The sequence below is a fragment of the Pseudomonas sp. LBUM1640 genome (assembly GCF_059716225.1).
The window spans coordinates 6,509,812-6,533,140 of record NZ_CP166816.1; the positions used below are offsets into that span (position 1 = coordinate 6,509,812).

Here is a 23,329-nt window from a genome sequence, read left to right on the forward strand (position 1 = left end):
CTCCCACAGGTTTTGTGTGCAGGGCTTAGAATTGCGGTGTGTAGGTCATGGTAAACATCACATTGCGCGGGTCGCCATAGTAGTTACTGCCCCACGTCGCGTTGTACGCGGGAATGTAGTACTTCTTGTCGAACAGGTTGTTCAGGTTCGCCGCCACCGTGAATTCCTGATTGATCTTGTAGGCCACCCGCGAATCCCACAGCGCATTGCCGGGCACGCTGAAGTTGCGATCGTAGGCTTCGGTGCTGCTTTGCGCAGTCACGCCGGCGCCGAGGCTGACTTTCTGCCAGTCGCCCGGTAACTGGTAATCGCCCCAGACCTTGAGCAGGTGCTTGGGGGTCCAGGTGCTGAAGACCTTGCCTTCGTAGGTGTTGTCCTTGAGAAATTTGGTGGTGTTGTAGGTATAGCTCGAGGCCAGTTGCAAACCTGGCAGCACTTCACCGCTCAACGTGGCTTCAAAGCCCTGGCTGCGGACCTTGCCCGAGGCCACCGAGCAGTACCAGCCGCCACAGTTCATCGGCCCTTGCAGGTCCTGCACGGCGCGGTTTTCCTGGTCGTAACGGAAAATCGCAAAGGACGTATTCAGGCGGCCATCGGCCAGTTCGCCCTTGAGGCCCAACTCATAGTTCTTGCCTTCGATGGGCTTGAGCAGGGAGCCGGAGGTGGTCAGGCTGGTCTGGGGCTCGAACGCATCGGCATAGCTGGCGTACGCCGACCACTGTTCGTTGAGCTCATACACCAGGCCGGCGTACGGGGTCACCCGGCCGGTGGTTTGCGTGGTGCTGCGGGTCGGGTCGTCATATACGCCCTGGAAACCGCTCTGGTCGGTATAGGAAAAGTCGTACCAACTGGTGCGCGCGCCGAGGATCAGTGTCAGCGGGTCCAGCACCTTGACGCGCCAGGTACCGTAGATGCCTTTCTGGCGGACGTCATACCAGTTCTTTGAGCCGGAACCGTCCTGGAACAGCTGGTACTTGTCGCGCTGCGGGCGGTTATGGTCGATGTTGAAAATGTCTGCGCCGTCGGTGGCATCGCGGGCGTACAGGTCGTGGGTGGTGAGCTTGGAGTAGTTGGCCCCCAGCACCAGTTCCTGCTGGAAGCCGAGGGTCTCGAACTTGCCGTTGACGTAGACATCCACGCCCCGGCTCTTGTTGTTGAAGTCGGTCACCCAGTCCACATAGCGCACGTTGCCGGTGGTGCCGGGGTTGGGGATGGCATCCCACGTTGCCTGGTAGGTGGCGTCGTTGTGTTCATCCATGGCCACCAGGGCGGCTTTTACTTTCCAGTCATCGTTGAAGCGATGCTCGATGTCGGCAAACACCTGGGTCTGGTTGTTGACGCTGCGGTTCCAGCTGGCGCCGACGAAGGTAGAGCGCGGTAAGCCGATATTGTTGCCGTTGGCGTAACGCGGCAGCGACATGAAGTTGGGCCGCGAATGGCCTTTCTGGTTGCTGATGCCCACGCCCACCGTGGTGTCGGGGGTGAAGTCGTAGTCCACTGCGGCGTAGACCGTCTGATTCCAGCTGCCGGCATAGTCGACGAAAGAATTCGTGGTGTCGTAATCCGCCACAAACCGGCCGCGCAACGTGCCTTCAGCGTTAAGCGGGCCGCCAGCGTCCACCTGGGTGCCGTAGTGGTCCCAGGAGCCGGCCTTGGCGGTGATGGTCACCGTGGGCGCCTGCTGACCGCGCTTGCGCACCAGGTTTATGGCGCCACCGGGGCTGTCTGCGCCTTGCAGCAACGCGGCGGGCCCGCGCAGGGTTTCGACGCGGTCGTAGATCGCCATGTTTTCGGTGAGGTAGCTGCCCAGCGCGTAGGTGTTACGCGGGATAGGCACGCCGTCGTATTGCAGGGTGCCCACCTCGAAACCCCGGGAGAAGATAAACATGCCAGGGCCGGGGGATTTGGTTGCGGTCAGGCCAGGCGTGCGCTTGACCACTTCGGAGAGTTTGGTGGTGTTCTGGTCATCCATTTGCTTGCGGGTCATCACGCTGACCGATTGCGGGATGTCCTTGAGCCTCTGTTCACCCTTGCCGATAGTCACCGCGCCGGTGGTGTAGGAGCCGCTGCCCTCGGTGGTCGCCCCCAGGTGTTCGGCACTGATGGTGGTGGCGCCCACTTCCAGCGCACCGCCGGTTGCCACGCGTTTTTCCAGGGTCACGGTATCGGCGTTGATAAACGCCCCGCTCAACCCCGTACCGCCGAGCAGTTGGCCCAACGCTTCGCGCTGCCCGAGGTTGCCACGCACACCCGGCGACACCACGCCTTGAGTCAACTCACCCGACACCAACACCTGAACCCGCGTCACCGCCGAAAACGCCGCCAACGCAGCGTCCAGGCTTTGCCCTGGGATATCGAAACGGTAGGTCTGGGCCTGTGTAGTCTCGGCGGCCTGCAAGTACAGCGGCGCAGTGCCGCACGCCATGGAAATGGCCAGTGCCAGCAAGGGCCGCGCGGCGAATCGGTGTGCCATGGATGGTGCTCCCCGGTGCAAAAAGTCTGTGATCGGCGCCGCACTACTTGAGAGTGCTTACTATTTACGCCTCAGTGATCAAGGACGAACGCTTACCGGGAAACCCTGAAAAGTTTTTGAAAAAGTTACGCTTAGGACGCTTCGCCTTCGCGCAGCACCAGCAAATACGGGGTGTAATGCTCGGCACGCAGGTTGAGGGTGTATTCCAGCGCCTTGATCACGGCGTCGGGTTTGTCGATTTCGAAAACGCCGGAGACCACGCGATTGCGCAGTGTGTCGCCCACTACCAGCGTCTTGCCGGGCCAATAGCGGTTCAGCTCGTTGACCACGTCCGACAGCGGCTGCTGGCGAAATACCAATTGGCGCTGACGCCAGGCAAAGCCGCTGGCCGGGTCGAAAGCGTGCACATCGGCCAATTGCTGGCCTTGATACTCCACCGCCCGCCCCGGCTCCAGGTACACCGGTGTACCGCTGCCGGCGCTGACCTGCACCTTGCCTTGTGCTACCTGCACACGGGTTTGCGCATCGCGCCGCGCCACGCTGAATTGCGTGCCCACGACCTTCACCCAGCCATCGCCGGACTGCACCACAAAAGGCCGCGCCGGGTCTTTGGTGACCTCGAAGAAACCTTCGCCGCGCAGCAAGCGAACCTGGCGCTCGCCTGCGCTCATGCGGATCTGCACTGCGCTGTCGGTGTTGAGTTGCAGGTGCGAGCCATCAGCCAGCTCGATACTGCGCGACTCGCCGGTGCCGGTGGCGTAGTCCGCGCGCAGCCGGTCAAGCCAAGGCGTGTTGTGCAGGGTCAGGCCCACTGCCAGCAACACGGCGGCGGCACAGGCCCAACGCCGCGCGGGTTTGCGCCAGGCCGCCTGTTCGGCGCGGCGAATCACCCGCGCAGGTGTGCGCAGCCCGCCGAGCATTGCCTGCACTTCCTGCCAGGCTTCATCCTGGGCATTGCCCTGCCCCAGCCAAGCGGCAAAGGCGTCCATCTCGGCGGCGGTTACGTCCTCAGCATGCAGGCGGAAATACCAGCCGGATGCTTCTTCAAACAACTCATCGGCGCTGGCGGTCATGACCGACGTCCTTGTTCATCGCAGGCAAGCCGCGTCTTGATGTAGGCGCGGCATTCAATCAAGGCGCGACGCAATTGGTATTCCACACTGCGCGGGCTGATCGACAGGCGTTCGCCAATCTCGCGGTAGGAAAGTTCGTCGACATGATAAAGCAGGAAGATCTGCCGAGTCGCTTCGGGCAGCGCCAGGATCGCGTCCTGCATCAATTGCTCTCGCTGGTAAGCGGCCAACTGTTCGTCGGCACCGGGGTTGCTGCAGGGCAGCTCTTCACTGGGTTCGCCGGCATCCAGGCGCTCGCGGCGGATGGCCTGGCGCTGGTGGTCACGCACCAGGTTGCTGGCGATGGTGAAGAGGAAGGCCGGAAGGTTGTCGATCTTCTCGCCGGAGTCCAGCCGAGCCAGGCGCAGGAATGATTCCTGGGTCAGGTCGGCGGCCACCTGGGCGCTGCCGGTGCGACGGGTGACGAAGGCTTCGAGGGCTTTCTTCTGCTCCGCGAACAGGCGCGCGATCTGCGAATTCCAGGAGAGCACGGCACCACCTTGAGAAGAGCGGCTTGAGAAGAGCGGCTTGAGAAGAACAGGATGTTCAGGAAGTGCGCACGCTAACAGAGGATGAGATTGGTTCGCAATTGATATCTATTTTGCTGAGGCCCTGGGGTGTTCTTGAGACCGCCTTCGCGAGCAAGCCCGCTCCCACACTTGACCGAGTTCCAATATGAAAATGCGGTCGACTGTGGGAGCGGGCTTGCTCGCGAAGGCAGGCGCCTCGGTCTTACTGAATCTCCTCTGGCTTAACGATCACCCAGTTCTTGTCCGCCGTCACCGGCAACCCCTCCTTGGCTTGTGCGGCCGCGTGTTTGGCCATCATGCCGTTGAGTTGGGTCATGTATTTGTCCTTGCGGTTGATCCACAGGTGGATGCCGCCCTTGGCCACGTCCACATCGTGGAACAGCATGTAGCCGTCGCTGGTCGGTGTATCACCGCCGACGATCACCGGTTTTTTCCACTCGTCGATATAGGTCAGGATCGCCGCGTGCTTACCGGCCATCCAGGTCGCCGGGGTCCACAGGTACGGGGTGAGTTCCAGGCCGAGGTTAGCCTTCTCGTCATATTTACCGGCGGCGATCTGTTTACGCGCGGTGGTCAGTTCGCCGGTCTTGCGGTCCTTGAGCAGGGTGCTCACGCCGATGACGTTTTCGGGTTTGACGTTGTAGCCGTACTTCGGATCGGCAGCGACCATGCGCACCAACTCCTCCGATGCGGCGGTCATTACGTAGACCTCGATGCCGTTTTCCATCAGCTTGTTGAACAGTTCAGCCTGGCCGGTGAAGACTTTCGGCGGCTGCACTTCCATGGTCTTGACCACGTCACCTTCGTAATAGGTGACCGGCACCGGCTTGCCCGACGCCATCATCTCGTCGACGTAGCCCTTGAGTTCCTTGAGGGTGAAGCCGGAGAAAATCTGCGCGACCCACGGGTAGCAGACCATGTCGTCGACTTCACAGAGGCGGTAGTAATAGCTGAACAGGCTTTCCTTGTGGTCGGCGGTGTCCTTGAACGGGATCAGCTTCAGGGACGGGTCCATGGTGTCGCGGGTGATCAGGCCCTTGTTTTCCAGGTACGGCAGCAAGGACTCTTCGAGGTCGTAGCGGTAGCTGGTGTTGTCCATGTCGAAGACCGCGAAATTGCCCTTGTTGGCATTCGCCGCGATCATCTTGTTCAGTTGCTCGGCGGCAGGCGCCGGCCAATGCTTCAACTCGGTGGCGGCAAATGCCTGGCCGGCCAGGCCGAAGCAGAAGGCGGCGGCAAGTAAGGTTGGCGCGAGCTTCATAAGCGTTTTCTCCCTGAGTGAAAGACATCGACGCTAACAAATCTGTGTGACAGTCATCACCCGAGCGCGACCGCGTGCGTCGTGATTGCGCCAATGCCATGCGCCTGAGCGCCAAATGCTTATTCCAAAAACGACAGTCAACATTCCATATCGGTATTAAATCAATATATTTCAAGCTGTTAGGCTTCCCGGTTCGCAATCGCAGGCTCACGCGATTGGCTGCCTTCTCAACGGAGCTTCAATGAATCTGCCCCTGATTCTCAACTTACTGGTGTTCGTGGCCCTGTTGCTGGGCCTGGCACAAACGCGTCATACAAACTGGAGCCTCGCTAAGAAGGTCCTGTTTGCACTGGTGCTTGGCGTGCTGTTTGGCGCGGCGTTGCACACTATTTATGGCGATGGTAACCCGGTGCTCAAGGCCTCGATCAGCTGGTTCGACTTGGTCGGCAACGGCTATGTGCAACTGCTGCAAATGATCGTGATCCCGCTGGTGTTCGCCTCGATCCTCAGTGCCGTGGCGCGCCTGCATAACGCCTCGTCCCTGGGCAAAATCAGCTTCCTGACCATCGGCACGCTGCTATTCACCACGGCGATTGCGGCGCTGATCGGTATCGGCCTGACCAACCTGTTCGGCCTCACCGCCGAAGGCCTGGTGGCCGGCACCCAGGAAATGGCGCGCCTGCAAGTGATCCAGAGTGATTACGCAGGCAAGGTCGCCGACCTGAATATCCCGCAGCTGCTGCTGTCGTTCGTGCCGGCCAACCCATTCGCCGACCTGGCACGCGCCAAGCCGACGTCGATCATCAGTGTGGTGATTTTTGCTGCGTTCCTGGGGGTTGCCGCGCTGCAACTGCTCAAGGACGACGTAGAAAAAGGCCAGAAAGTGCTCAACGCCATCGACACCCTGCAAGCCTGGGTGATGCGCCTGGTGCGCCTGGTGATGAAGCTGACGCCGTACGGCGTGCTGGCGCTGATGACCAAAGTGGTCGCCGGTTCCAACCTGCAAGACATCATCAAGCTCGGCAGTTTTGTGGTGGTGTCGTACTTGGCGCTGGGCCTGATGTTTGTGGTGCATGGCCTGCTGCTGTCGCTGGCCGGGGTCAACCCGCTGCGCTTCTTCCGCAAGGTGTGGCCGGTGCTGACGTTTGCCTTCACCAGCCGCTCCAGCGCAGCCGCCATCCCGTTGAGCATTGAGGCGCAGACCCGCCGCCTGGGCATCCCGCAATCCATCGCCGGTTTCGCTGCCTCGTTTGGCGCCACCATCGGCCAGAACGGTTGCGCCGGTCTCTACCCGGCCATGCTGGCGGTGATGGTTGCCCCGACCGTGGGCATCAACCCGCTCGACCCACTGTGGATCGCGACGTTGGTGGCGATTGTGACCTTGAGTTCGGCCGGTGTGGCCGGTGTTGGCGGCGGTGCGACCTTTGCCGCGCTGATCGTGCTGCCGGCGATGGGCTTGCCGGTGTCACTGGTGGCGCTGCTGATTTCGGTAGAGCCGCTGATCGACATGGGCCGTACGGCGCTGAACGTGAACGGTTCGATGACGGCGGGTGCGATTACCAGCCAGATCATGGGGCAGACGGATAAAGCGCTGTTGAATGCCGATGAGCATGCTGAGTTAGCGCAGGTTTAGCAGCGCCTGTTAGACCGCCTTCGCGAGCAAGCCCGCTCCCACATTTTGACATTCTCATGTTGAAACTCGGTCAAATGTGGGAGCGGGCTTGCTCGCGAAGCTTTTAGGCTTTTTCCCAGACTTCGAAGTTGTACGCCGGCTTATCACCCTCAGCCGCATTCTCGACATTCGAGACCAGCTTCCACTGGTTCAAATCAAACTCGGGAAACCACGCATCCCCTTCCGGGCTCAACGCCACCCGCGTCAGATACAGGCGATCCGCCTGTTCCAGCCCCTGCGCATACAGCTGCGCACCGCCGATCAGCATCAGCTCATCCACGCCCTGCTCCAGCGCCCAGGCCTCAGCCCTTTCGACCGCCGCATCGAGTGACGGAAATACCAGCGCACCTTCAAGCTCAAGATCGGTCTGACGGCTGACCACAATGTTCAAGCGCCCCGGCAACGGTCGGCCCAGGGAATCCCAGGTCTTGCGCCCCATGATGATCGGCTTGCCGAGCGTGGTGGCCTTGAAATATTTGAAATCCCCCGGCAAATGCCAGGGCATGCTGTTGTCGACGCCGATCACACGGTTTTCACCGAGGGCTGCGATCAGGCTTAAAGGGAGAGTTTTTTTCATGCCGACGAGAATACCAGAGCCGCGACCTAGCGGTTATGCTCCAACCTCACTTGCTCAACAGGACGGCGCGTGACTGCACTGAACCCCCTGCACAAACTCTGGCTGACGGAAACCGTGCGCCTGCGTGAAGAACACGCAGGTCCCCTGGAAGACCTGGAAGCCAACCGCCTGGCCCGCACGGCCGGTGGCGACTTGCCGACGCGCATTCAACAGCGCGCCCTGCACTTGGCCGAACGCGATGGCCTGAGCGCCGCCCTCACCCGCTGGCTGCAAGGTGCCCGCTTGGCGCTGGTGCTGTTGGCCGTGGTCGCGGTGATCAGTGGCGCCGGTCTGGCGTTTGCCGCACTGGGCAACGGTTTGACTCCGGTCAACGTGTTCTGGGCCCTGGGCAGCCTGCTCGGCTTGAACCTGATCCTGTTAATCAGCTGGGCCCTGGGCCTGCTGTTTGCCGGCGAACACAGCGCCAGCCTCGGCCGCCTGTGGTTATGGCTGAGTGAAAAACTCGCCCGCGATGCCAAAGCCGCGCAACTGGCGCCGGCGTTGCTGCTGTTGCTGCAACGCCAGAAACTCAATCGCTGGGCGGTGGGTGTGCTGGTCAACAGCCTGTGGCTACTGGCGTTGCTCAGCGCCATGCTGATTTTGCTGACCTTGCTCGCCACCCGGCGCTATGGCTTTGTGTGGGAAACCACCATCCTTGGCGCCGACACGTTCGTCGCGGTGACCCAAGCCCTCGGCAGCCTGCCCGCGCTGCTGGGTTTTAACGTGCCGACCGTCGAGATGATTCGCGCCAGCGGCGACTCCGCGCTGAATATCGAAAGCGCACGGCAAGCCTGGGCCGCCTGGCTGGTGGGCGTGCTGCTGGTCTACGGCCTGCTGCCGCGGTTGATCCTCGCGCTGCTGTGCCTGTGGCACTGGAAACGCGGGCGCGCCGCCCTGCGCCTGGACCTCAACCTGCCCGGCTACAGCCAGTTGCGCGAACGCCTGATGCCGAGCAGCGAACGGCTTGGCGTCAACGATGCCGCCCCCGAACAGTTACACCAGGTCAGCGGCGGCGTCAGCGAATTGGAGAGCGACGGTGCCCTGCTGGTGGCCATCGAACTGGACGACCAACACGCCTGGCCCCCCAAACTGCCGGCCAGCGTCAAGAATGCCGGCATCCTCGACAGCCGCGAATCGCGCAACAAACTGCTGGAACAACTCACCCGCTTCCCGCCCGCGCGCCTGGCCATCGCCTGCGACCCACGCCGCTCGCCCGACCGTGGCAGCCTGGCGCTGATCGCCGAGCTGGCGCGCAGCGCAACCGCCACCCGCGTGTGGCTGCTGCAAGCCCCGCCCGGCCAGGCACTGGACGCCGAACGCCTGGGCGACTGGCACGCCGCGCTGCAACAACTTGAAGTGCCCTTCGCCGATTGCGCGCCGCTCACGTGGCTGGAGACCGGTCATGACTAAACCACTGAAACTCGCCGTGGTCGGCCACACCAATGTCGGCAAGACGTCGCTGCTGCGCACGCTGACCCGTGACGTCGGCTTCGGCGAAGTTTCCCATCGCCCCAGCACCACGCGGCATGTAGAAGGCGCGCGCCTGTCAGTGGATGGCGAAGCCTTGCTCGAGCTGTACGACACGCCCGGCCTGGAAGACGCCATCGCCCTGCTCGATTACCTGGAACGCCTGGACCGCCCCGGCGAACGCCTCGACGGCCCGGCCCGCCTGGCGCGTTTTTTGGAAGGCAGCGAAGCACGCCAGCGTTTCGAACAGGAAGCCAAAGTGCTGCGCCAGTTACTGGCCTCGGACGCCGGCCTGTATGTGATCGACGCCCGCGAACCGGTGCTGGCCAAGTACCGCGACGAGCTGCAAGTGCTGGCCAGTTGCGGCAAACCGTTGCTGCCGGTGCTCAACTTTGTCAGCAGCAGTGACCACCGCGAGCCCGACTGGCGCGAAGCCCTGGCGCGGCTCGGCTTGCATGCGCTGGTGCGTTTCGACAGCGTGGCGCCACCGGAAGACGGCGAGCGTCGGCTCTATGAAAGCTTGGCCCTGCTGCTGGAAAACGCGCGCCCGCAGTTGGAGCGGCTGATCCTCGATCAGGAAGCCCAACGCCAGGCTCGCCAGCAAAGCGCCGCGCGGTTAATCGCCGAGCTGTTGATCGACTGCGCCGCGTGCCGGCGCAGCGTGGTCACGGAGCATGAGCAGCAAGCCATCAGCGACTTGCGCACGGCCGTGCGCCAGCGCGAACAGAAGTGTGTGGAAGCCTTGCTCAAACTGTTCGGCTTCCGCCCACAGGACGCCGCCGCCAGCGACTTGCCGTTGCTCGACGGACGTTGGGGTGACGACCTGTTCAACCCCGAAACCCTCAAGCAACTCGGCGTGCGCGTCGGTGGTGGGATTGCCGCAGGCGCGGCAGCCGGTGCGGGTGTGGACCTGTTGGTCGGTGGCCTGACCCTCGGTGCCGCCGCGATTGCCGGTGCGATTGCCGGTGGCGCGCTGCAAACGGCGCGCAGCTACGGCAGCCGCCTGCTGGGCAAGATCAAGGGCCAACGCGAGCTGACCGTCGACGACAGCGTGCTGCGCCTGCTTGCCTTGCGCCAACGCCAGTTGCTCAAGGCCCTGAACCTGCGCGGCCACGCGGCGATGCACAGCATCAAGGTCGACACGCCCCAGGACAAAACCTGGCGCGAAGGCAAGTTGCCCGATGCCCTGGGCAAAGCCCGCGCCCACCCGCACTGGTCGTCTCTCAACCCACAGTCCAAGCTGAGCCAGACCGAGCGCCAGGAGCAGATTCAAGCACTGGCGCAGGAGCTCAATGGTGAGTGACGGTGAGTGCCCGTTGATAAGTCAGAAACGACGACACGAGGACAGGCTCGCTAAGCAGCCGGAATATCAATGACTTTGACCTCAAAGGCTTCGGGCGCGTGCCAATTGAACTTCAGATAGAGCTCGGCCAACTGCTGGACCAAGCGCTGGTCAACGTCGTCTATCACACCGTCATGGTTGATATCGAAATGAATGTTCCATTCAAGTTTCCCATCGTTATCAAAGTCATACGCGGCATTCCAGGCGATCAGAGTGGCCGGTTCGATGATGCCCACCACCTCCTGCACGTGCAGGCGCACGGTGTCGGGCGTGCCGTCTTTGTAGAAGTCTTCGGCAAACATTTTCATGTAGCGACTTGAAGCAGTCCCAGGGTTAAACCAGTTAAGCGTCAAGTAGGCCGTCGCAAACTTATCGAGCAACCCTCTATCCAGGCGGTTTTCCTGCCCGTCGTTCGTCACATCCCCTCTGCTGTAGTCGACTTTGCCGTCGGCTGAAAAGTCGTAGGCCACGGCCTGATTGACCAAACTGTCTTGCGTGCCAGCGGCGCCTTCGTAGAACTGAAGCAGCACCGTATCTGCACGGCCATCTCCCGTACGATCCTGTGCGAAAACCTTTAAATAACGCATTTATTTGTCCCTTGTAGTGGCGGCCATTACGTTAACGACAGCCAATGGTCATGCCGCCCAGTCGAACGCCAGGAAGGTGTTGCACAAGGCCTTTATGGCGAGTTTGTCGTGATGGTCGGCAATGCCATTGCGGTCAAGGTCGCTGCTGGTGAACGACTCCAACACCCCATCGCTGTCGCCGTCATAGCCTGAGGCGGTGTAGACCAGCGTGCGTTTTCCCCGCGACGTACAGCACTCGTAAAAACTGAGTTTGATGGCATTTGGAACACCGTTTTTGGCGGTGTGCGCGACGTGCATGGTCATATACCGACGCCAGGTTTCTCCGGCGTTGAACCAGTTCAATTTCAAATAGATGTCGGCAAAACACTTGAGCAGTGATTTATCTTCCGCCGATTTAAAACCGTCGCGATTGATATCACCAGGCAGCAGAATATCGGCGGCACCATCAGCAGTAATGTCGATGGCGACCGCCTCATGAACCATTTCGTCAGGTTCGTTGGGGACCTGCTCGAAAAACTGCAGGACAACCATATCGGCCTTTCCGTTACCGCTGCGATCCTGCGCAGTGGCTTTCAAGTAATGCATCACATGCTCTCTTGCGTGGCTGAAGTCGCATGAGAGTAATGACTCGGACGAAAACCTCGCTAGCCGCCGCTTCCGGGCTGAGCGTATGAAACCACGCTGGCGGCTATCAGCAGTCGGTGTGCCATTGTTTTCAATCGCTCAAGGTCAAGCACCGGCACGTGCATTTGCTTGGCCTGCTCATCCCAGTGACGCATGCGCAGGCTGACCTGGCAGAGCGGGTCTTGCTCGAAAGCGCCGGCTTCTTCGGCGGTCATGGCGCCGCCCTGGTAACCCAAGGTGCGACGGCTGGCTTCGCTCAACCGGGCGTAATAGTCCGGCTGGCTGAACGTCAGGTAGCGCTTGGCTTGCACGTGATACTCCACGAGCTTGGCCATGCGTTCGCTGAAGCCTGCGCGGCGCAAATAATCCGCGCCGAGCCGCTCATGGCTGACCACACCATAACCGCCCATGTTTTCGCCGCCCTGGCCGCAGAGATGGCCGATGTCGTGGAAAAACGCCGCGAGCACCACCTCATCGTCAAAGCCTTCAGACATAGCCAGTTGTGCGGCCTGGGACATATGCTCGATCTGCGACACCGGCTCGCCGATGTAATCGGCCGTGCCGTGCTGCTCGTACAAGCCGAAGATTTCGGCAATCGCCTGTTCCGGGTTCATGCCTGCGCGCCCCACAATGCGCTGATATTTCGCTCGGCCATGGCAGGGCCCACGCTCATGCCGACGCCGCTGTGCATCAATGCCGCGCTCACACCTGGGACCGCGCGCAGGAATGAAAACGGCCCCGGCCCACGTGAGCCATACACGCCCTGCCAGCGCTCCATCACCTGGATTTTGCAGCCCAAGGTCTGCTCGGCCAGTTCGATCAACCAGTCATCGACCTGCTCGGCGTTGAACGGCGAGGCATCGCTGCCGTAGTCGTGTGAGTCGCCGATAATCAGTTCGCCATGGGGCGTCGGGCTGATCAGCAAGTGAATGCCGTGCTCCTGCAAGTGCGGGGCGTCGCGCAGGATCTGCGCCTGCACTGGCGCGGCTTCCGGCAGGTCGGCAAAAGCGCCGTAATGCACGCAACTCAAGCCCGTGAGCAACGCGTGTTGCAGGTTCAAATTGATCGCGGGCCGGGCGCGCAGCATTTGCAGGCGGCAGATGCTCGGGTTGAGTTCGCCAATCGATTCAGCCAGCAGGGTTTGGTAATCATGGCCAGAGCAAACAATGATCTGCTCGCCACGAAAGCTGCCCGCCGTGCTGTGCAACTGACCCGGTTCGACATCGCGTACCAGGGTGGAAAAGTGAAACTCCACCTTCAGCTCACTGCGCAGGTAGTTGATCAGCGCCGGGATCGCTTCGCGCGAATACAGCTGTTGATCGTCCTTGCCATGCAGCGCCGCACGGTGATGACGGAACTGGCCGCCATATAAATCCCTCATCGCCGCGCCTTGCAGCAAGTCGACGTTGTAGCCGTATTCGTGGGCGCGACCGGCGCAAAAAGCTTCCAGCAAATGCTCTTCGGCTTCGGTGCGGGCGAACAGATACGAGCCATTGCGCTTGAGCTGCAGCCCCGCCACCTGCGCCCAGTGCCCCCAGATATCGCGGCTTTCCTGAGCCAGGTCGAGCATCGGCCCCGGGGGTTGGCCGGTGACCAGTGCCTGGCCAAAGTTGCGCACTGAGGCGCCGAGTGGCGTGGCACTGCGCTCGAACACCTTGACCTTGAGGCCGCGTTTGGCGGCGGCGTAGGCGTGGGACAGGCCGAGGATACCGGCGCCGATGACTAAGAGATCACTACTCATGCGTTCCTCTCGTTCCCACGCTCCGCGTGGGAATGCATCCGGTGACGCTTTGCGTCACGACTTTCAAGAGCGGACGCGCAGCGTCCAGGGCGGCATTCCCGCGCGAAGCGCGGGAACGATCAATCACTGTTTTTCCGACTTGCCGTCATAGCGCTTGCGCCACTCAGTCAGGATGCTGTCGCGGTTTTTCGAAGCCCAGGCAAAGTCGTTCTTGATCAGGCGCTGCTCATAATCGGCCGGCAATTCGGTCTGCGGCTTGGCGATACCGGGCTGGGCGAGGACTGCGAAGTTGTCTTTGTACAGGTCCATCGCCGCCGCGCTTGCCGAGAAGTCAGCGAGCTTTTTAGCCGCGTCGGCGTGGGCAGTGCCCTTGATCACGGCAGTCGCTTCGATGTCCCAGCCCAGGCCTTCTTTCGGCAGGATGATGTCCAGCGGCGCACCCTGGCGTTTGAGCTGTACGGCCGGGTATTCAAATGAAATACCAATCGGGAATTCCCCGGAAGCCGCCAGCTTGCAGGGCTTGGAGCCGGAGTGAACGTACTGGCCGATGTTCTGGTGCAGGTCGTCCATGTACTGCCAGCCCTGCTTCTCGCCGAAGGTCTGCAACCAGGCGCTGACATCCAGGAAACCGGTGCCGGACGACGCGGGGTTAGGCATCACGATCTTGCCCTTGTACTCAGGCTTGGTCAGGTCTTGCCAGCTCACCGGCTTGCTCAGGCCCTGCTTCTCGGCTTCGACCGTGTTGAAACAGATGGTCGCAGCCCACACGTCCATTCCAACCCAGGCCGGTGGGTTGGCGGGGTCGCGGTAGTGCTTGCCGATCTTGTCCAGATCCTTCGGCGCGTAGTTATCGAGCATGCCTTGCTGATCGAGAATCGCCAGGCTCGACGCCGCCAGGCCCCACACCACGTCGGCTTGCGGGCGGTCTTTCTCGGCCAAAAGCTTGGCGGTGATGATGCCGGTGGAGTCGCGCACCCATTTGATCTCGACGTCGGGGTTGGCCTTTTCGAAGGCCTGTTTATAGGTCTTCAACTGCTCGGCTTCGAGGGCCGTGTACACGGTCAACTCGGTGTTGGCAGCAAAGGCATTCAGGCTGAATGCGCTGAGTAGAGCAGCGGCCAGGGCCAAGGGCTTGAACATGGAGCACCTCCTTCAGGGATGTTTTATTGGCCGGGCGCGGTCTGGCGCCAGGCTTGGGAGCGGCGCAGCGCGCCACGTGAGGCCCACGCCAGCAGCAGCGAGACGCCAGCTGAGGTGAACAGGATCAGAGTCGACATGGCTGCGGCGCCGCCCACATTGCCGGCATCGTCCATGTTCAACACGGCGACGGCGGCGAGGATGGTGTCGGGGCTGTAGAGGAAGATCGCGGCGGACACCGTGGTCATTGCCGACACAAACAGGTAGCGCACGATGTCCAGCAGCGCCGGCAAGCAAATCGGCACAGTCACGCGCAAATAATGGCGATACAACGGCGCTTTGAGCGACAGCGCGGCGGCTTCAAACTCACTATCAAGTTGGCGCAGCGCCGTGGTCGCGGTCATCTGCGCAGTGGTCAAATAGTGAGCAATGGTGCACACCACCAGCAACGTCATGGTCCCGTAGAACACGTGCAGCGGGTTGCCGTTGAGGTTGAAAAAGAACACGTAGCCCAGGCCCAACACCAGGCCCGGCACGGCCATCGGCACAAAACTGAGCATGCGCAGTGCCAGGTTGAGGCCCTTCTGGGTCTTGGTCTTTTCCATCAGGTAGGCGCCGGTGAAGATCAGCACGCTGCCGATCAGCGCGGTGCACAGGGCCATCGTCAAGCTGTTGCGATAGGCCAGCCAACCGCCGCCGGCCGTGTCTTCAAATTGGTAGTGGTTAAGCGACAACGACAGGTTGTACGGCCAGAACTTCACCAGCGACGAGTACACGGCCATGCCGAACACCAGTAGCAACACCGCGCAAATCAGCAGCACGATGGCCAGGTAGCAGCCATCACGCAGTCGCGAGGGCGCTGGCTGGAACACCTGGGCGCGGCCGCTCATGGAGTCGCCATGACGGCGGCGCAACCACGCATCGACGCCAAAGCTGAACAGCGCCGGCAGCAACAGCACCATGCCAATCAATGCGCCGCGACCGAACTGTTGCTGGCCGACCACTGCCTTGTAGGCCTCCAATGCCAGCACCTGATAATCGCCGCCCACCACCACGGGCACGCCGAAGTCGGTGATGGTCAAGGTGAACACCAGGCAAAACGCGGCGAACACCGCCTGGCGCGTGGCCGGCCAGGTGATGCTGCGAAACGCCCGCGCCGGGCTGGCGCCCATGCTCGAAGCGGCATCAAAAAGTCGCGCATCCGCCAGCGACAGTGCTGACAACAGAATCATCAACGCGTGTGGGAAGGTGTAGATCACTTCACCGAGCACAATGCCCCAGAAGCCGTAGATGTTGTCCGAGAGCAGCCCGCGCAACAGGCCCTGGTTGCCAAACAGGTAGACCAGCGCAATGCCCGGCAGCATCGACGGCGCCATCAATGGCAACAGTGACAGGCCGCGCCAAATCGCCTTGCCGGGAATCAGCGTGCGTTGCAGGGCGTAGGCAAACAGATAGGCCAGCGGTACGACGATCGCCGCCACACTGAGAGAAACTTTAAGGCTATTGCCCAGCAGCCAGTGAAAGTTGGCACTGGTCGCCAGTTCTCGCGCCGCGACCCAGCCACCGCCCTGCCCGGCTTCGCTACTGAAACCACGCCAGAAGATCGCCAACAGCGGCAGCAATACGGCGACGGCCAACAGCACCAGCCACAGCAGTTTGCCGCCGAGCACAAAAAGGCGGTCGCCGTTTTCGGCGCGCGAGACCTGACGCGGCAGTGCCATAACAGCCGCCATCTCAGGCAAACACCTGCAGGCTGCGCGGCGGCAAGGCGACCCAGATGTCCTGGGCGCCCAGGCGCGGCATGGCCTCTGGGGCCAATTCGGCCAACAGCGGGTGGCCGGGCAGTTGCTCCAGTTCAAAGCTCATGCGGCAGCGGTTGCCCAGAAACGTGATCTCGCGGACCTTGGCCGGGAACAGGTTTTCTTCATGCACTGGCGGGTTGACGCTGATGGCTTCCGGGCGGCAGAACAAGCGCCCGGATTTGGCCACGCCAGCATCGTCGGCCAAGCGCATGTTCATCCCGCCGACCTGGGCATGGCTCGCGCTGTTGCGGCTGAACGGCAGCCAGTTGCCCTGGCCGACAAACTCCGCCACAAACGGCGTGGCCGGGCGGTCGTAGATTTCCTGAGGCGTGGCGTATTGCTCGACCTTGCCGTTGTTCATCACGGCAATACGGTCGGCCATCAACATCGCTTCGTCCTGGTTGTGGGTGACCATCAGCGTAGTGATGCCCAGGCGCCGTTGCAGCTGGCGCAGCTCGGTGCACAGATGCTCGCGAACGCGGGCGTCGAGGGCCGACATCGGTTCGTCGAGCAGTAACAACGAAGGCGCCGGTGCCAGGGCGCGCGCCAGAGCGACACGCTGTTGTTGGCCACCCGAAAGTTGGCCGGGGTATTTCTTTTCGCTGCCGAGCAGGCCGACCAGTTCGAGCATTTGGCCGACACGCTTGCGCACTTCATCGCGGCCGCTGCCAGTAAGGCCGTAGCCGATGTTGGCTTCAACCGTCAGGTTGGGAAACAGCGCGTAGGACTGGAACAAAATCCCGTAGTCCCGCGCCTGAGGTGGCAGCAGGGACACATCGCGGTTACCCAGGCGCAGTTCACCGCTGTCCTGGCGTTCCAGGCCGGCGATGCAGCGCAGCAAGGTGGTCTTGCCGCAGCCGGACGGCCCCAGCAGGCACACCAGCTCGCCGGCGGCGACGTCCAGCGAGACGTTGTCCAGCGCGGTAAAGGCGCCGAAGCGTTTCTGGATACCGCGCACCGTCATCGGCGCGCCGGGGTGGGTCAGGGCTGTGTTCATGGAGGCACCTCATCAAACTGATGAAGGCCATGCTAGGTGGGCAATGAGTATCTGGTGTGGCAGGAAGGCAAAAGGGAGTGATAGTGGTATTGGTGGATTTGTGTAGGAACGGCTCCCCTTGTGGCGAGGGAGCTTGCTCCCGCTGGACCGGGCTGGCGCTCCAGTGCGCAGCGCTCCCAAGCTTTTTGGGGCCGCTACGCAGCCCAACGGGAGCAAGCTCCCTCGCCACAGGTGCCGCGACACACTCAGAGGGGGGACATTTCCTGCGCCAGCCCAAGAAACGCCGCAGGCAGGCGAGCCGATTTTCTTTCCTTGAGGCAGTACAGATACTCCGGAATCTGCGGCGCATTCTCGATGGTCAGCACCCGCAGCTGCGGGTCATGGGGCACTTCCTGGCGGGCGATGATGCTGATGCCGATATTGCGCAGCACTGCTTCGCGAATCGACTCACGGCTGCCGATTTCCAGCAGCGGCCCATAACTCACGCCTGCGCCTTGCAGCATTTCTTCGGTCAACCGCCGCGTGGTGGAACCCGTCTCGCGCATCAGCAAGGTGTGCCCGGCCAGCGCATTGAGCGGCACGTGATCGAGCTTGGCCAAGGGGTGATTGCGATGCACCGCCAGCACCAGCGGATCGGTGCCCAAGACGCGGCGAATCAGGCGTGGGTCTTCGAGCAATTGTGACGACGCGGCGACATCGACGCGGTAATCGTCCAGCGCTTCGAGCACCTGCTGGGAGTTGCCGATTTCCACCGAAACGTCCACTTGAGGCAGGCGTTCGCGAAAGGCTTTGACCAGATCGAGGATGTAGTACGGCGCCGTTGCGGCAATCCTCAAGGCCCCTTGGACCTGCCCGTTGTTGCGCAGGAAAAACTCGATATCGGCTTCCTGCTGCAACAGTGCCTTGACCATCGGCAACAGGCGCGCGCCGTCGTCGCTGACCGTCAGGCGGCGGCCGCCACGATAGAACAGCTCAACACCGTACTGGCTTTCCAGGTTGCGAATCTGGGTGGTGACCGTGGGCTGGCTCAGGCCGAGTTTTTTTGCCGCCTGGGTAATGCTGCCCAGGCGGGCGACCATAAAAAACGCCTTTAACTCGGCACTCAGCACACGCCCCTCTCATCGTCTATTTGCGCAACAGGCGCAGGCCATTGAACACCACCAGCAGGGCCACACCCATGTCGGCGAACACCGCCATCCACATGGTGGCCATCCCCAGGAAGGTGACGACCAGGAAGATCGCCTTGATGACCAGCGCCAGGGTGATGTTCTGCTTGAGGATACTCGACGTTTGCCTGGAGAGCCGAATGAATGCCGGAATCTTGCGCAAATCATCGTCCATCAAGGCCACGTCGGCGGTCTCGATGGCGGTGTCGGTGCCGGCAGCCGCCATGGCAAAACCGATCTCGGCACGGGCCAGGGCCGGGGCGTCGTTGATGCCGTCGCCGACCATGCCCACGCGATGGCCTTGGCCGTACAGGGCTTCGATGGCTTGCAGCTTGTCGGTGGGCAACAAGTCGCCCTGGGCCTGATCAATACCGACCTGAGCTGCAATCGCCTTGGCGGTGTGGGTGTTGTCACCGGTGAGCATCAGGGTCTTGATGCCCAGCTCGTGCAGTTGCTGGATGGCTTCGCGGCTGCTGTCTTTGACCGTGTCGGCCACGGCGAACAGCGCCAGTGGGCCGGATTTGTCGAGCAACAACACCACGGACTTGCCTTGTTTTTCGAGGGCGAAGAGCTTTTCTTCCAGTTCGGGCGAGCACAGGCCGAGGTCTTCCACCAGGCGATGGTTGCCCAAGTGGTAGGTTTCGCCATTGATATCACCGCGCACACCGCGACCGGCCAAGGCCTCGAAGTTATCCACAACGTGGCTCGGCAGGTTTTTATCCACAGCTGCATTGGCGATGGCCAACGACACCGGGTGGTCGGAACGCCCGGCCAGGCTGGCAGCCAGCGCTGGCGCGCTGTCGTCGATGTTGGGAAAGAGCGCCAGGTAATCGGTTTGCACCGGTTTGCCATGGGTGATGGTGCCGGTCTTGTCGAGGGCCAGGTAGTCGAGCTTGTAGCCGCCCTCGAGGTAAACGCCGCCCTTGATCAGGATGCCTTTGCGCGCCGCTGCGGCCAGGCCGCTGACGATGGTCACCGGGGTGGAGATCACCAAGGCGCATGGGCACGCAACCACCAGCAGCACCAGAGCGCGATAGATCCAGTCGAACCAGACGCCCGCCAGGAACAGCGGCGCAATCACTGCCACGCCAAGCGCAAACAGGAACACCGCCGGGGTGTAGATTTTCGAGAAACTGTCGACAAACCGCTGGGTCGGCGCCCGCGCGCCTTGGGCCTGTTCCACGGCGTGAATGATGCGCGCCAAGGTGGAATTGTTGGCGGCTGCAGTGACTTTGTATTCCAGGGAGCCGGCCTGGTTGATGGTGCCAGCGAAGACTTTATCGCCCACGCCCTTTTCGATCGGCAGGCTTTCGCCGGTGATCGGCGCCTGGTCGATGGTGGATTGGCCGGCGGTGACTTCACCGTCCAGGCCGACGCGCTCACCAGGCTTAACCCGCACGATATCGCCAAGCTCGATGTTTTTAATGTCTTTTTCGACCCAGTTGCCGTCGGCTTGCTGCACCGTGGCCTGTTCCGGGGTCATCTGCATCAAGCCGCTGATGGCATTGCGCGCACGGTCCAGGGACTTGGCTTCAATCAACTCGGCCACGGTGAACAGGAACATCACCATCGCCGCTTCCGGCCACTGGCCAATCAGGATCGCGCCGGTGACCGCGATGCTCATCAGGGCGTTGATGTTCAGGTTGAAGTTTTTGAGCGCGATCCAGCCCTTTTTATAGGTGGTGAGGCCACCACTGAGGATCGATACCAGCGCCACCAGCGCAATCACCCAAGTCGGCGCTAAGCCGGTGAAATGCAGCACTTCGGCGCCCAATGCGCCCACGCCGGACACTGCCAGCGGCCACCAGTGTTTCTTGGCGGGCGGTGCGGCAGCTGGAGCGCCTTCTTCGATGGGATCGGCCTGCATGCCGATGGATTTGATCGCGTCGATGATCGGCGCGGTGCTCGGCAGGTCATGGGTGACGCCGAGGATGCGGTTGATCAGGTTGAATTCCAGCTGCTGTACACCGGCGAGCTTGCCCAGCTTGTTCTGGATCAGCGTCTGCTCGGTGGGGCAGTCCATGGCTTCGATGCGAAAGGTGCTCAAGCGCGAGCCGGTAGTCGGCGCTTCGCTCAGCGTGACCACCGCAGGCGCAGCCTTGCTTGCGCAGCAAGAGCCGCCATGGCTGGCATGATCGTGCGGTTTGACCGGCGTCAGTTTGGCGCCGTGGTCATGATCATGGTCGTGCTTGTGATCATGCTGTTTTGGGGTGTGGAGGGAATCGCTCATTCTGTCGCGTCCGTAAAGGTGCCTGTTGCCAAGTAAAGACCCTGTAGCCACTATAGGGTCAAGCACCCATTTGGAGATTGCTGCGATGAAGATCGGCGAATTGGCCAAACTGACCGACTGTCAGGTGGAAACCATCCGTTATTACGAGAAGGAAGGCCTGCTGCCGCCCCCGGCGCGCACCGACGCCAACTACCGCGTGTACACCCAGGCGCACACCGAGCGGCTGATCTTTATCCGCAATTGCCGCAGCCTGGACATGACGCTGGAAGAAATCCGCAGCCTGCTCGGGCTACGCGACAGCCCCCAGGACCAATGCGAAAGCGTGAATGCGTTGATTGACGAACATATCCACCACGTGAAAGCGCGGATCGATGGGTTGCTGGCGTTGCAGGAACAGTTGCTGGACCTGCGCCAACGCTGCGGCGGTGGGCCGGGTATGGACCAATGCGGGATTTTGCAGCGGTTGGAGCTCAGCGGGAGTGTTGCGGCCAGCGAGGCTGAGCCTTCGCACGTGGGCAGAAGCCACGGGCATTAATGTATACATGAAACAAATGTGGGAGCGGGCTTGCTCGCGAATGCGGTAGATCAGTCAATATTTTCGGCGACTGACACACTGCCTTCGCGAGCAAGCCCGCTCCCACATTTTGACCGAGTCCGACTTTTAGATGGCCACGTCGGCTTTAATGCTTGGGTCCGCGTCGTAGCCCACGATTTCAAAGTCTTCAAACTTGTAATCGTAGATCGACGCCGGTTTGCGCTTGATCACCAGTTCCGGCAGCTTCTTCGGCGTACGCGCCAACTGGGTGCGAATCTGTTCCATGTGGTTGCTGTAAGCGTGCGTGTCGCCAGTGGTGACGATGATCTCGTGCGGGATCAGGTCGCATTGCTGGGCCAGCATGTGGGTCAGCAACGCCAGGGCGGCGGTGTTGTACGGCAGGCCGAGGAATACGTCGGAGCTGCGGATGTACAACTGCATCGACAGGTGACCGTCATGCACAAATGCCTGGTACAGCAGGTGGCACGGCGGCAGGGCTTGCTTGCCGTTGCGTGCGTTTTCCTGCGGGCTCTTGGTTTCGTCCGGCAGGTATTCGACGTTCCAGCCGTGGAACAGGATGCGACGGCTGTTGGGGTTGTTCTTCAACGTGTCGACCATGTAGTCGATCTGGTTGATCTTGCCGCCATCTTTGGTCGGCCAGGCGGTCCACTGCTCGCCGTACACCGGGCCCAGGTCACCGTCTTCGGTGGCCCATTCGTCCCAGATTTTCACGCCGTTTTCGTTCAGCCACTTGATGTTGGTATTGCCGCTCAACATCCAGATCAATTCATTGGCGATGCTTTTGAAATGAAGCTTCTTGGTGGTCAGCAGCGGGAAGCCGTCGGCCAAGTTATGCCGATACTGACGGGCAAACACGGCTTTGGTGCCGGTGCCGGTGCGATCGCCCTTGGTCAATCCATTGGTCACGACGTCGTTCAGTAGTTCGAGATATTGCTTCATTTTAGTACCCGTATCGTTGAAGCCGAGGCTGCTCAACCCTTCAAGCAGGCCCCGGCATTCGAATTTAAAGCGCGGTGTTCTTGATGCCTTGCGGGCGATTGTACGCCCACCACAGCAGGCCCAGGCCCGCCAGAATCATCGGCATGCTGAGGATCTGACCCATGGTCAACCAGCCCCACGCCAGGTAACCCAGCTGTGCATCCGGCACGCGGACGAACTCGACGATGAAACGGAAGATCCCGTAGAACAGCGCGAACATCCCCGACACGGCCATGGTCGGGCGTGGCTTGCGCGAGAAGATGTACAGAATCAGGAACAGCGCCACACCTTCCAGGGCGAACTGGTAGAGCTGTGACGGATGGCGCGGCAATTGCGCCGGGTCGCTGAACGGCGGGAACACCATGGCCCACGGCACGTCGGTCGGCTTGCCCCACAACTCGGCGTTGATGAAGTTACCGATGCGCCCGGCACCCAGGCCGATCGGCACGAACGGCGCAACGAAGTCCATCAGTTGGAAGAACGACTTGCCGTTGCGGCGGCCGAACCACCAAGCCGCGATCATCACGCCGACGAAGCCACCGTGGAACGCCATGCCGCCCTTCCACACCTCGAAGATCAGCGTCGGGTTGGCGATATAGGCCGGCAGATCGTAGAACAGCACATACCCCAGACGCCCGCCGACGATCACGCCCATCGACATCCAGAACACCATGTCGGAGAGTTTCTCTTTGGTCCAGGTCGGGTCGAAACGGTTCAGGCGCCGGGAAGCCAGCAGCCAGGCACCGCCGATGCCGATCAGGTACATCAACCCGTACCAATGGATTTGCAGCGGACCGATGGCCAAGGCCACCGGGTTGATCTGCGGGTAAGGCAGCATTGCGACTCCTCGTTAAATCAATAGTCATGGCGCACCGGACCATGCCGGTGTGCGATTAAGCCTGCGTTACAGCCGCAATTTCAAATTAAGAAGCTCGCACACACAAAACAGCCTGGCATGTTAACGGATGGAAGGCGTGCGGCCCAACTTCGATACGATGGAACGCCCGCCGTTGTGTGGGTAGAGTGGGGGAAAACACA

20 protein-coding genes are annotated in these 23,329 nt (G+C 61.5%); 4 read left to right on the forward strand and 16 right to left on the reverse strand.

From position 1 onward, the window contains the following. Positions 1-25: 25 nt before the first annotated feature. The 4 genes from ACA065_RS29020 to ACA065_RS29035 all read right to left on the reverse strand — a co-directional run bounded on the left by ACA065_RS29020 (position 26) and on the right by ACA065_RS29035 (position 5,376). On the reverse strand, positions 26-2,473 hold the full coding sequence (locus tag ACA065_RS29020) for a TonB-dependent siderophore receptor (RefSeq protein WP_497692532.1): 2,448 nt from the start codon (positions 2,471-2,473) through the stop codon (positions 26-28). Positions 2,474-2,604: 131 nt separating this feature from the next. Next, positions 2,605-3,546: a FecR family protein gene (locus ACA065_RS29025; protein WP_497692533.1), complete on the reverse strand. Its 942-nt coding sequence runs from the start codon at positions 3,544-3,546 to the stop codon at positions 2,605-2,607. Further along, positions 3,543-4,076: an RNA polymerase sigma factor gene (locus ACA065_RS29030; protein WP_497692534.1), complete on the reverse strand. Its 534-nt coding sequence runs from the start codon at positions 4,074-4,076 to the stop codon at positions 3,543-3,545. The genes ACA065_RS29025 and ACA065_RS29030 overlap by 4 nt, the downstream gene beginning before the upstream one ends. 241 nt (positions 4,077-4,317) lie before the next feature. Further along, the gene (locus tag ACA065_RS29035) at positions 4,318-5,376 is read right to left on the reverse strand and encodes an HAD family hydrolase (protein WP_497692535.1); all 1,059 of its coding nucleotides are present in this window, start codon (positions 5,374-5,376) and stop codon (positions 4,318-4,320) included. Positions 5,377-5,617: 241 nt separating this feature from the next. On the opposite strand from ACA065_RS29035, the gene ACA065_RS29040 reads away from it, so the two are divergent. Next, positions 5,618-7,009 (forward strand): L-cystine transporter, encoded by a 1,392-nt coding sequence (locus tag ACA065_RS29040; protein ID WP_497692536.1) that lies wholly within the window; start codon positions 5,618-5,620, stop codon positions 7,007-7,009. 103 nt (positions 7,010-7,112) lie between these two features. Here the strand turns inward: ACA065_RS29040 and ACA065_RS29045 are convergent, their stop codons facing one another. Further along, on the reverse strand, positions 7,113-7,625 hold the full coding sequence (locus ACA065_RS29045) for a dihydrofolate reductase (RefSeq protein ID WP_497692537.1): 513 nt from the start codon (positions 7,623-7,625) through the stop codon (positions 7,113-7,115). A gap of 69 nt (positions 7,626-7,694) precedes the next feature. Between ACA065_RS29045 and ACA065_RS29050 the strand changes: the two genes are divergently transcribed. Beyond that, positions 7,695-9,074 carry a DUF2868 domain-containing protein gene (locus ACA065_RS29050; RefSeq protein WP_497692538.1) on the forward strand — a complete coding sequence of 460 codons (1,380 nt, stop codon included), beginning with the start codon at positions 7,695-7,697 and terminating at the stop codon, positions 9,072-9,074. Next, positions 9,067-10,434 carry a DUF3482 domain-containing protein gene (locus ACA065_RS29055; RefSeq protein ID WP_497692539.1) on the forward strand — a complete coding sequence of 456 codons (1,368 nt, stop codon included), beginning with the start codon at positions 9,067-9,069 and terminating at the stop codon, positions 10,432-10,434. The genes ACA065_RS29050 and ACA065_RS29055 overlap by 8 nt, the downstream gene beginning before the upstream one ends. Positions 10,435-10,484: 50 nt before the next feature. Here the strand turns inward: ACA065_RS29055 and ACA065_RS29060 are convergent, their stop codons facing one another. The 9 genes from ACA065_RS29060 to ACA065_RS29100 form a co-directional block, all read right to left on the reverse strand. Beyond that, positions 10,485-11,060 carry a hypothetical protein gene (locus ACA065_RS29060; RefSeq protein ID WP_497692540.1) on the reverse strand — a complete coding sequence of 192 codons (576 nt, stop codon included), beginning with the start codon at positions 11,058-11,060 and terminating at the stop codon, positions 10,485-10,487. Positions 11,061-11,108: 48 nt separating this feature from the next. Continuing rightward, complete coding sequence (locus ACA065_RS29065) at positions 11,109-11,645, reverse strand: hypothetical protein (RefSeq protein ID WP_497692541.1); 537 nt, start codon at positions 11,643-11,645, stop codon at positions 11,109-11,111. A 59-nt stretch (positions 11,646-11,704) separates the two neighbouring features. Further along, positions 11,705-12,298 carry a phosphonate degradation HD-domain oxygenase gene (locus ACA065_RS29070; RefSeq protein ID WP_497692542.1) on the reverse strand — a complete coding sequence of 198 codons (594 nt, stop codon included), beginning with the start codon at positions 12,296-12,298 and terminating at the stop codon, positions 11,705-11,707. Then, entirely contained in the window at positions 12,295-13,425 is a 1,131-nt protein-coding gene (locus ACA065_RS29075) for a TIGR03364 family FAD-dependent oxidoreductase (protein ID WP_497692543.1), read from the reverse strand. Before ACA065_RS29075 ends, ACA065_RS29070 begins: the two co-directional genes overlap by 4 nt. Positions 13,426-13,548: 123 nt before the next feature. Further along, positions 13,549-14,565 (reverse strand): putative 2-aminoethylphosphonate ABC transporter substrate-binding protein, encoded by a 1,017-nt coding sequence (locus tag ACA065_RS29080; RefSeq protein ID WP_497692544.1) that lies wholly within the window; start codon positions 14,563-14,565, stop codon positions 13,549-13,551. Between the two features lie 23 nt (positions 14,566-14,588). Beyond that, on the reverse strand, positions 14,589-16,295 hold the full coding sequence (locus ACA065_RS29085; RefSeq protein WP_497692545.1) for a putative 2-aminoethylphosphonate ABC transporter permease subunit: 1,707 nt from the start codon (positions 16,293-16,295) through the stop codon (positions 14,589-14,591). Between the two features lies 1 nt (position 16,296). After that, a complete protein-coding gene (locus tag ACA065_RS29090; protein ID WP_497692546.1) occupies positions 16,297-17,361 on the reverse strand; it encodes a putative 2-aminoethylphosphonate ABC transporter ATP-binding protein in 1,065 nt (354 codons plus the stop codon). A gap of 245 nt (positions 17,362-17,606) precedes the next feature. Further along, complete coding sequence (locus ACA065_RS29095) at positions 17,607-18,470, reverse strand: LysR family transcriptional regulator (RefSeq protein WP_497692547.1); 864 nt, start codon at positions 18,468-18,470, stop codon at positions 17,607-17,609. 16 nt (positions 18,471-18,486) lie between these two features. Further along, positions 18,487-20,757: a heavy metal translocating P-type ATPase gene (locus ACA065_RS29100; RefSeq protein WP_497692548.1), complete on the reverse strand. Its 2,271-nt coding sequence runs from the start codon at positions 20,755-20,757 to the stop codon at positions 18,487-18,489. Between the two features lie 85 nt (positions 20,758-20,842). Between ACA065_RS29100 and cadR the strand changes: the two genes are divergently transcribed. Then, on the forward strand, positions 20,843-21,292 hold the full coding sequence (cadR, locus tag ACA065_RS29105) for a Cd(II)/Pb(II)-responsive transcriptional regulator (protein WP_497692549.1): 450 nt from the start codon (positions 20,843-20,845) through the stop codon (positions 21,290-21,292). 126 nt (positions 21,293-21,418) lie between these two features. On the opposite strand, the gene ACA065_RS29110 is transcribed toward cadR, so the two are convergent. Next, positions 21,419-22,252 carry a thymidylate synthase gene (locus tag ACA065_RS29110; RefSeq protein ID WP_106575719.1) on the reverse strand — a complete coding sequence of 278 codons (834 nt, stop codon included), beginning with the start codon at positions 22,250-22,252 and terminating at the stop codon, positions 21,419-21,421. Positions 22,253-22,316: 64 nt separating this feature from the next. After that, entirely contained in the window at positions 22,317-23,129 is an 813-nt protein-coding gene (gene lgt / locus ACA065_RS29115; RefSeq protein ID WP_497692550.1) for a prolipoprotein diacylglyceryl transferase, read from the reverse strand. Between the last annotated feature and the right edge of the window lie 200 nt (positions 23,130-23,329).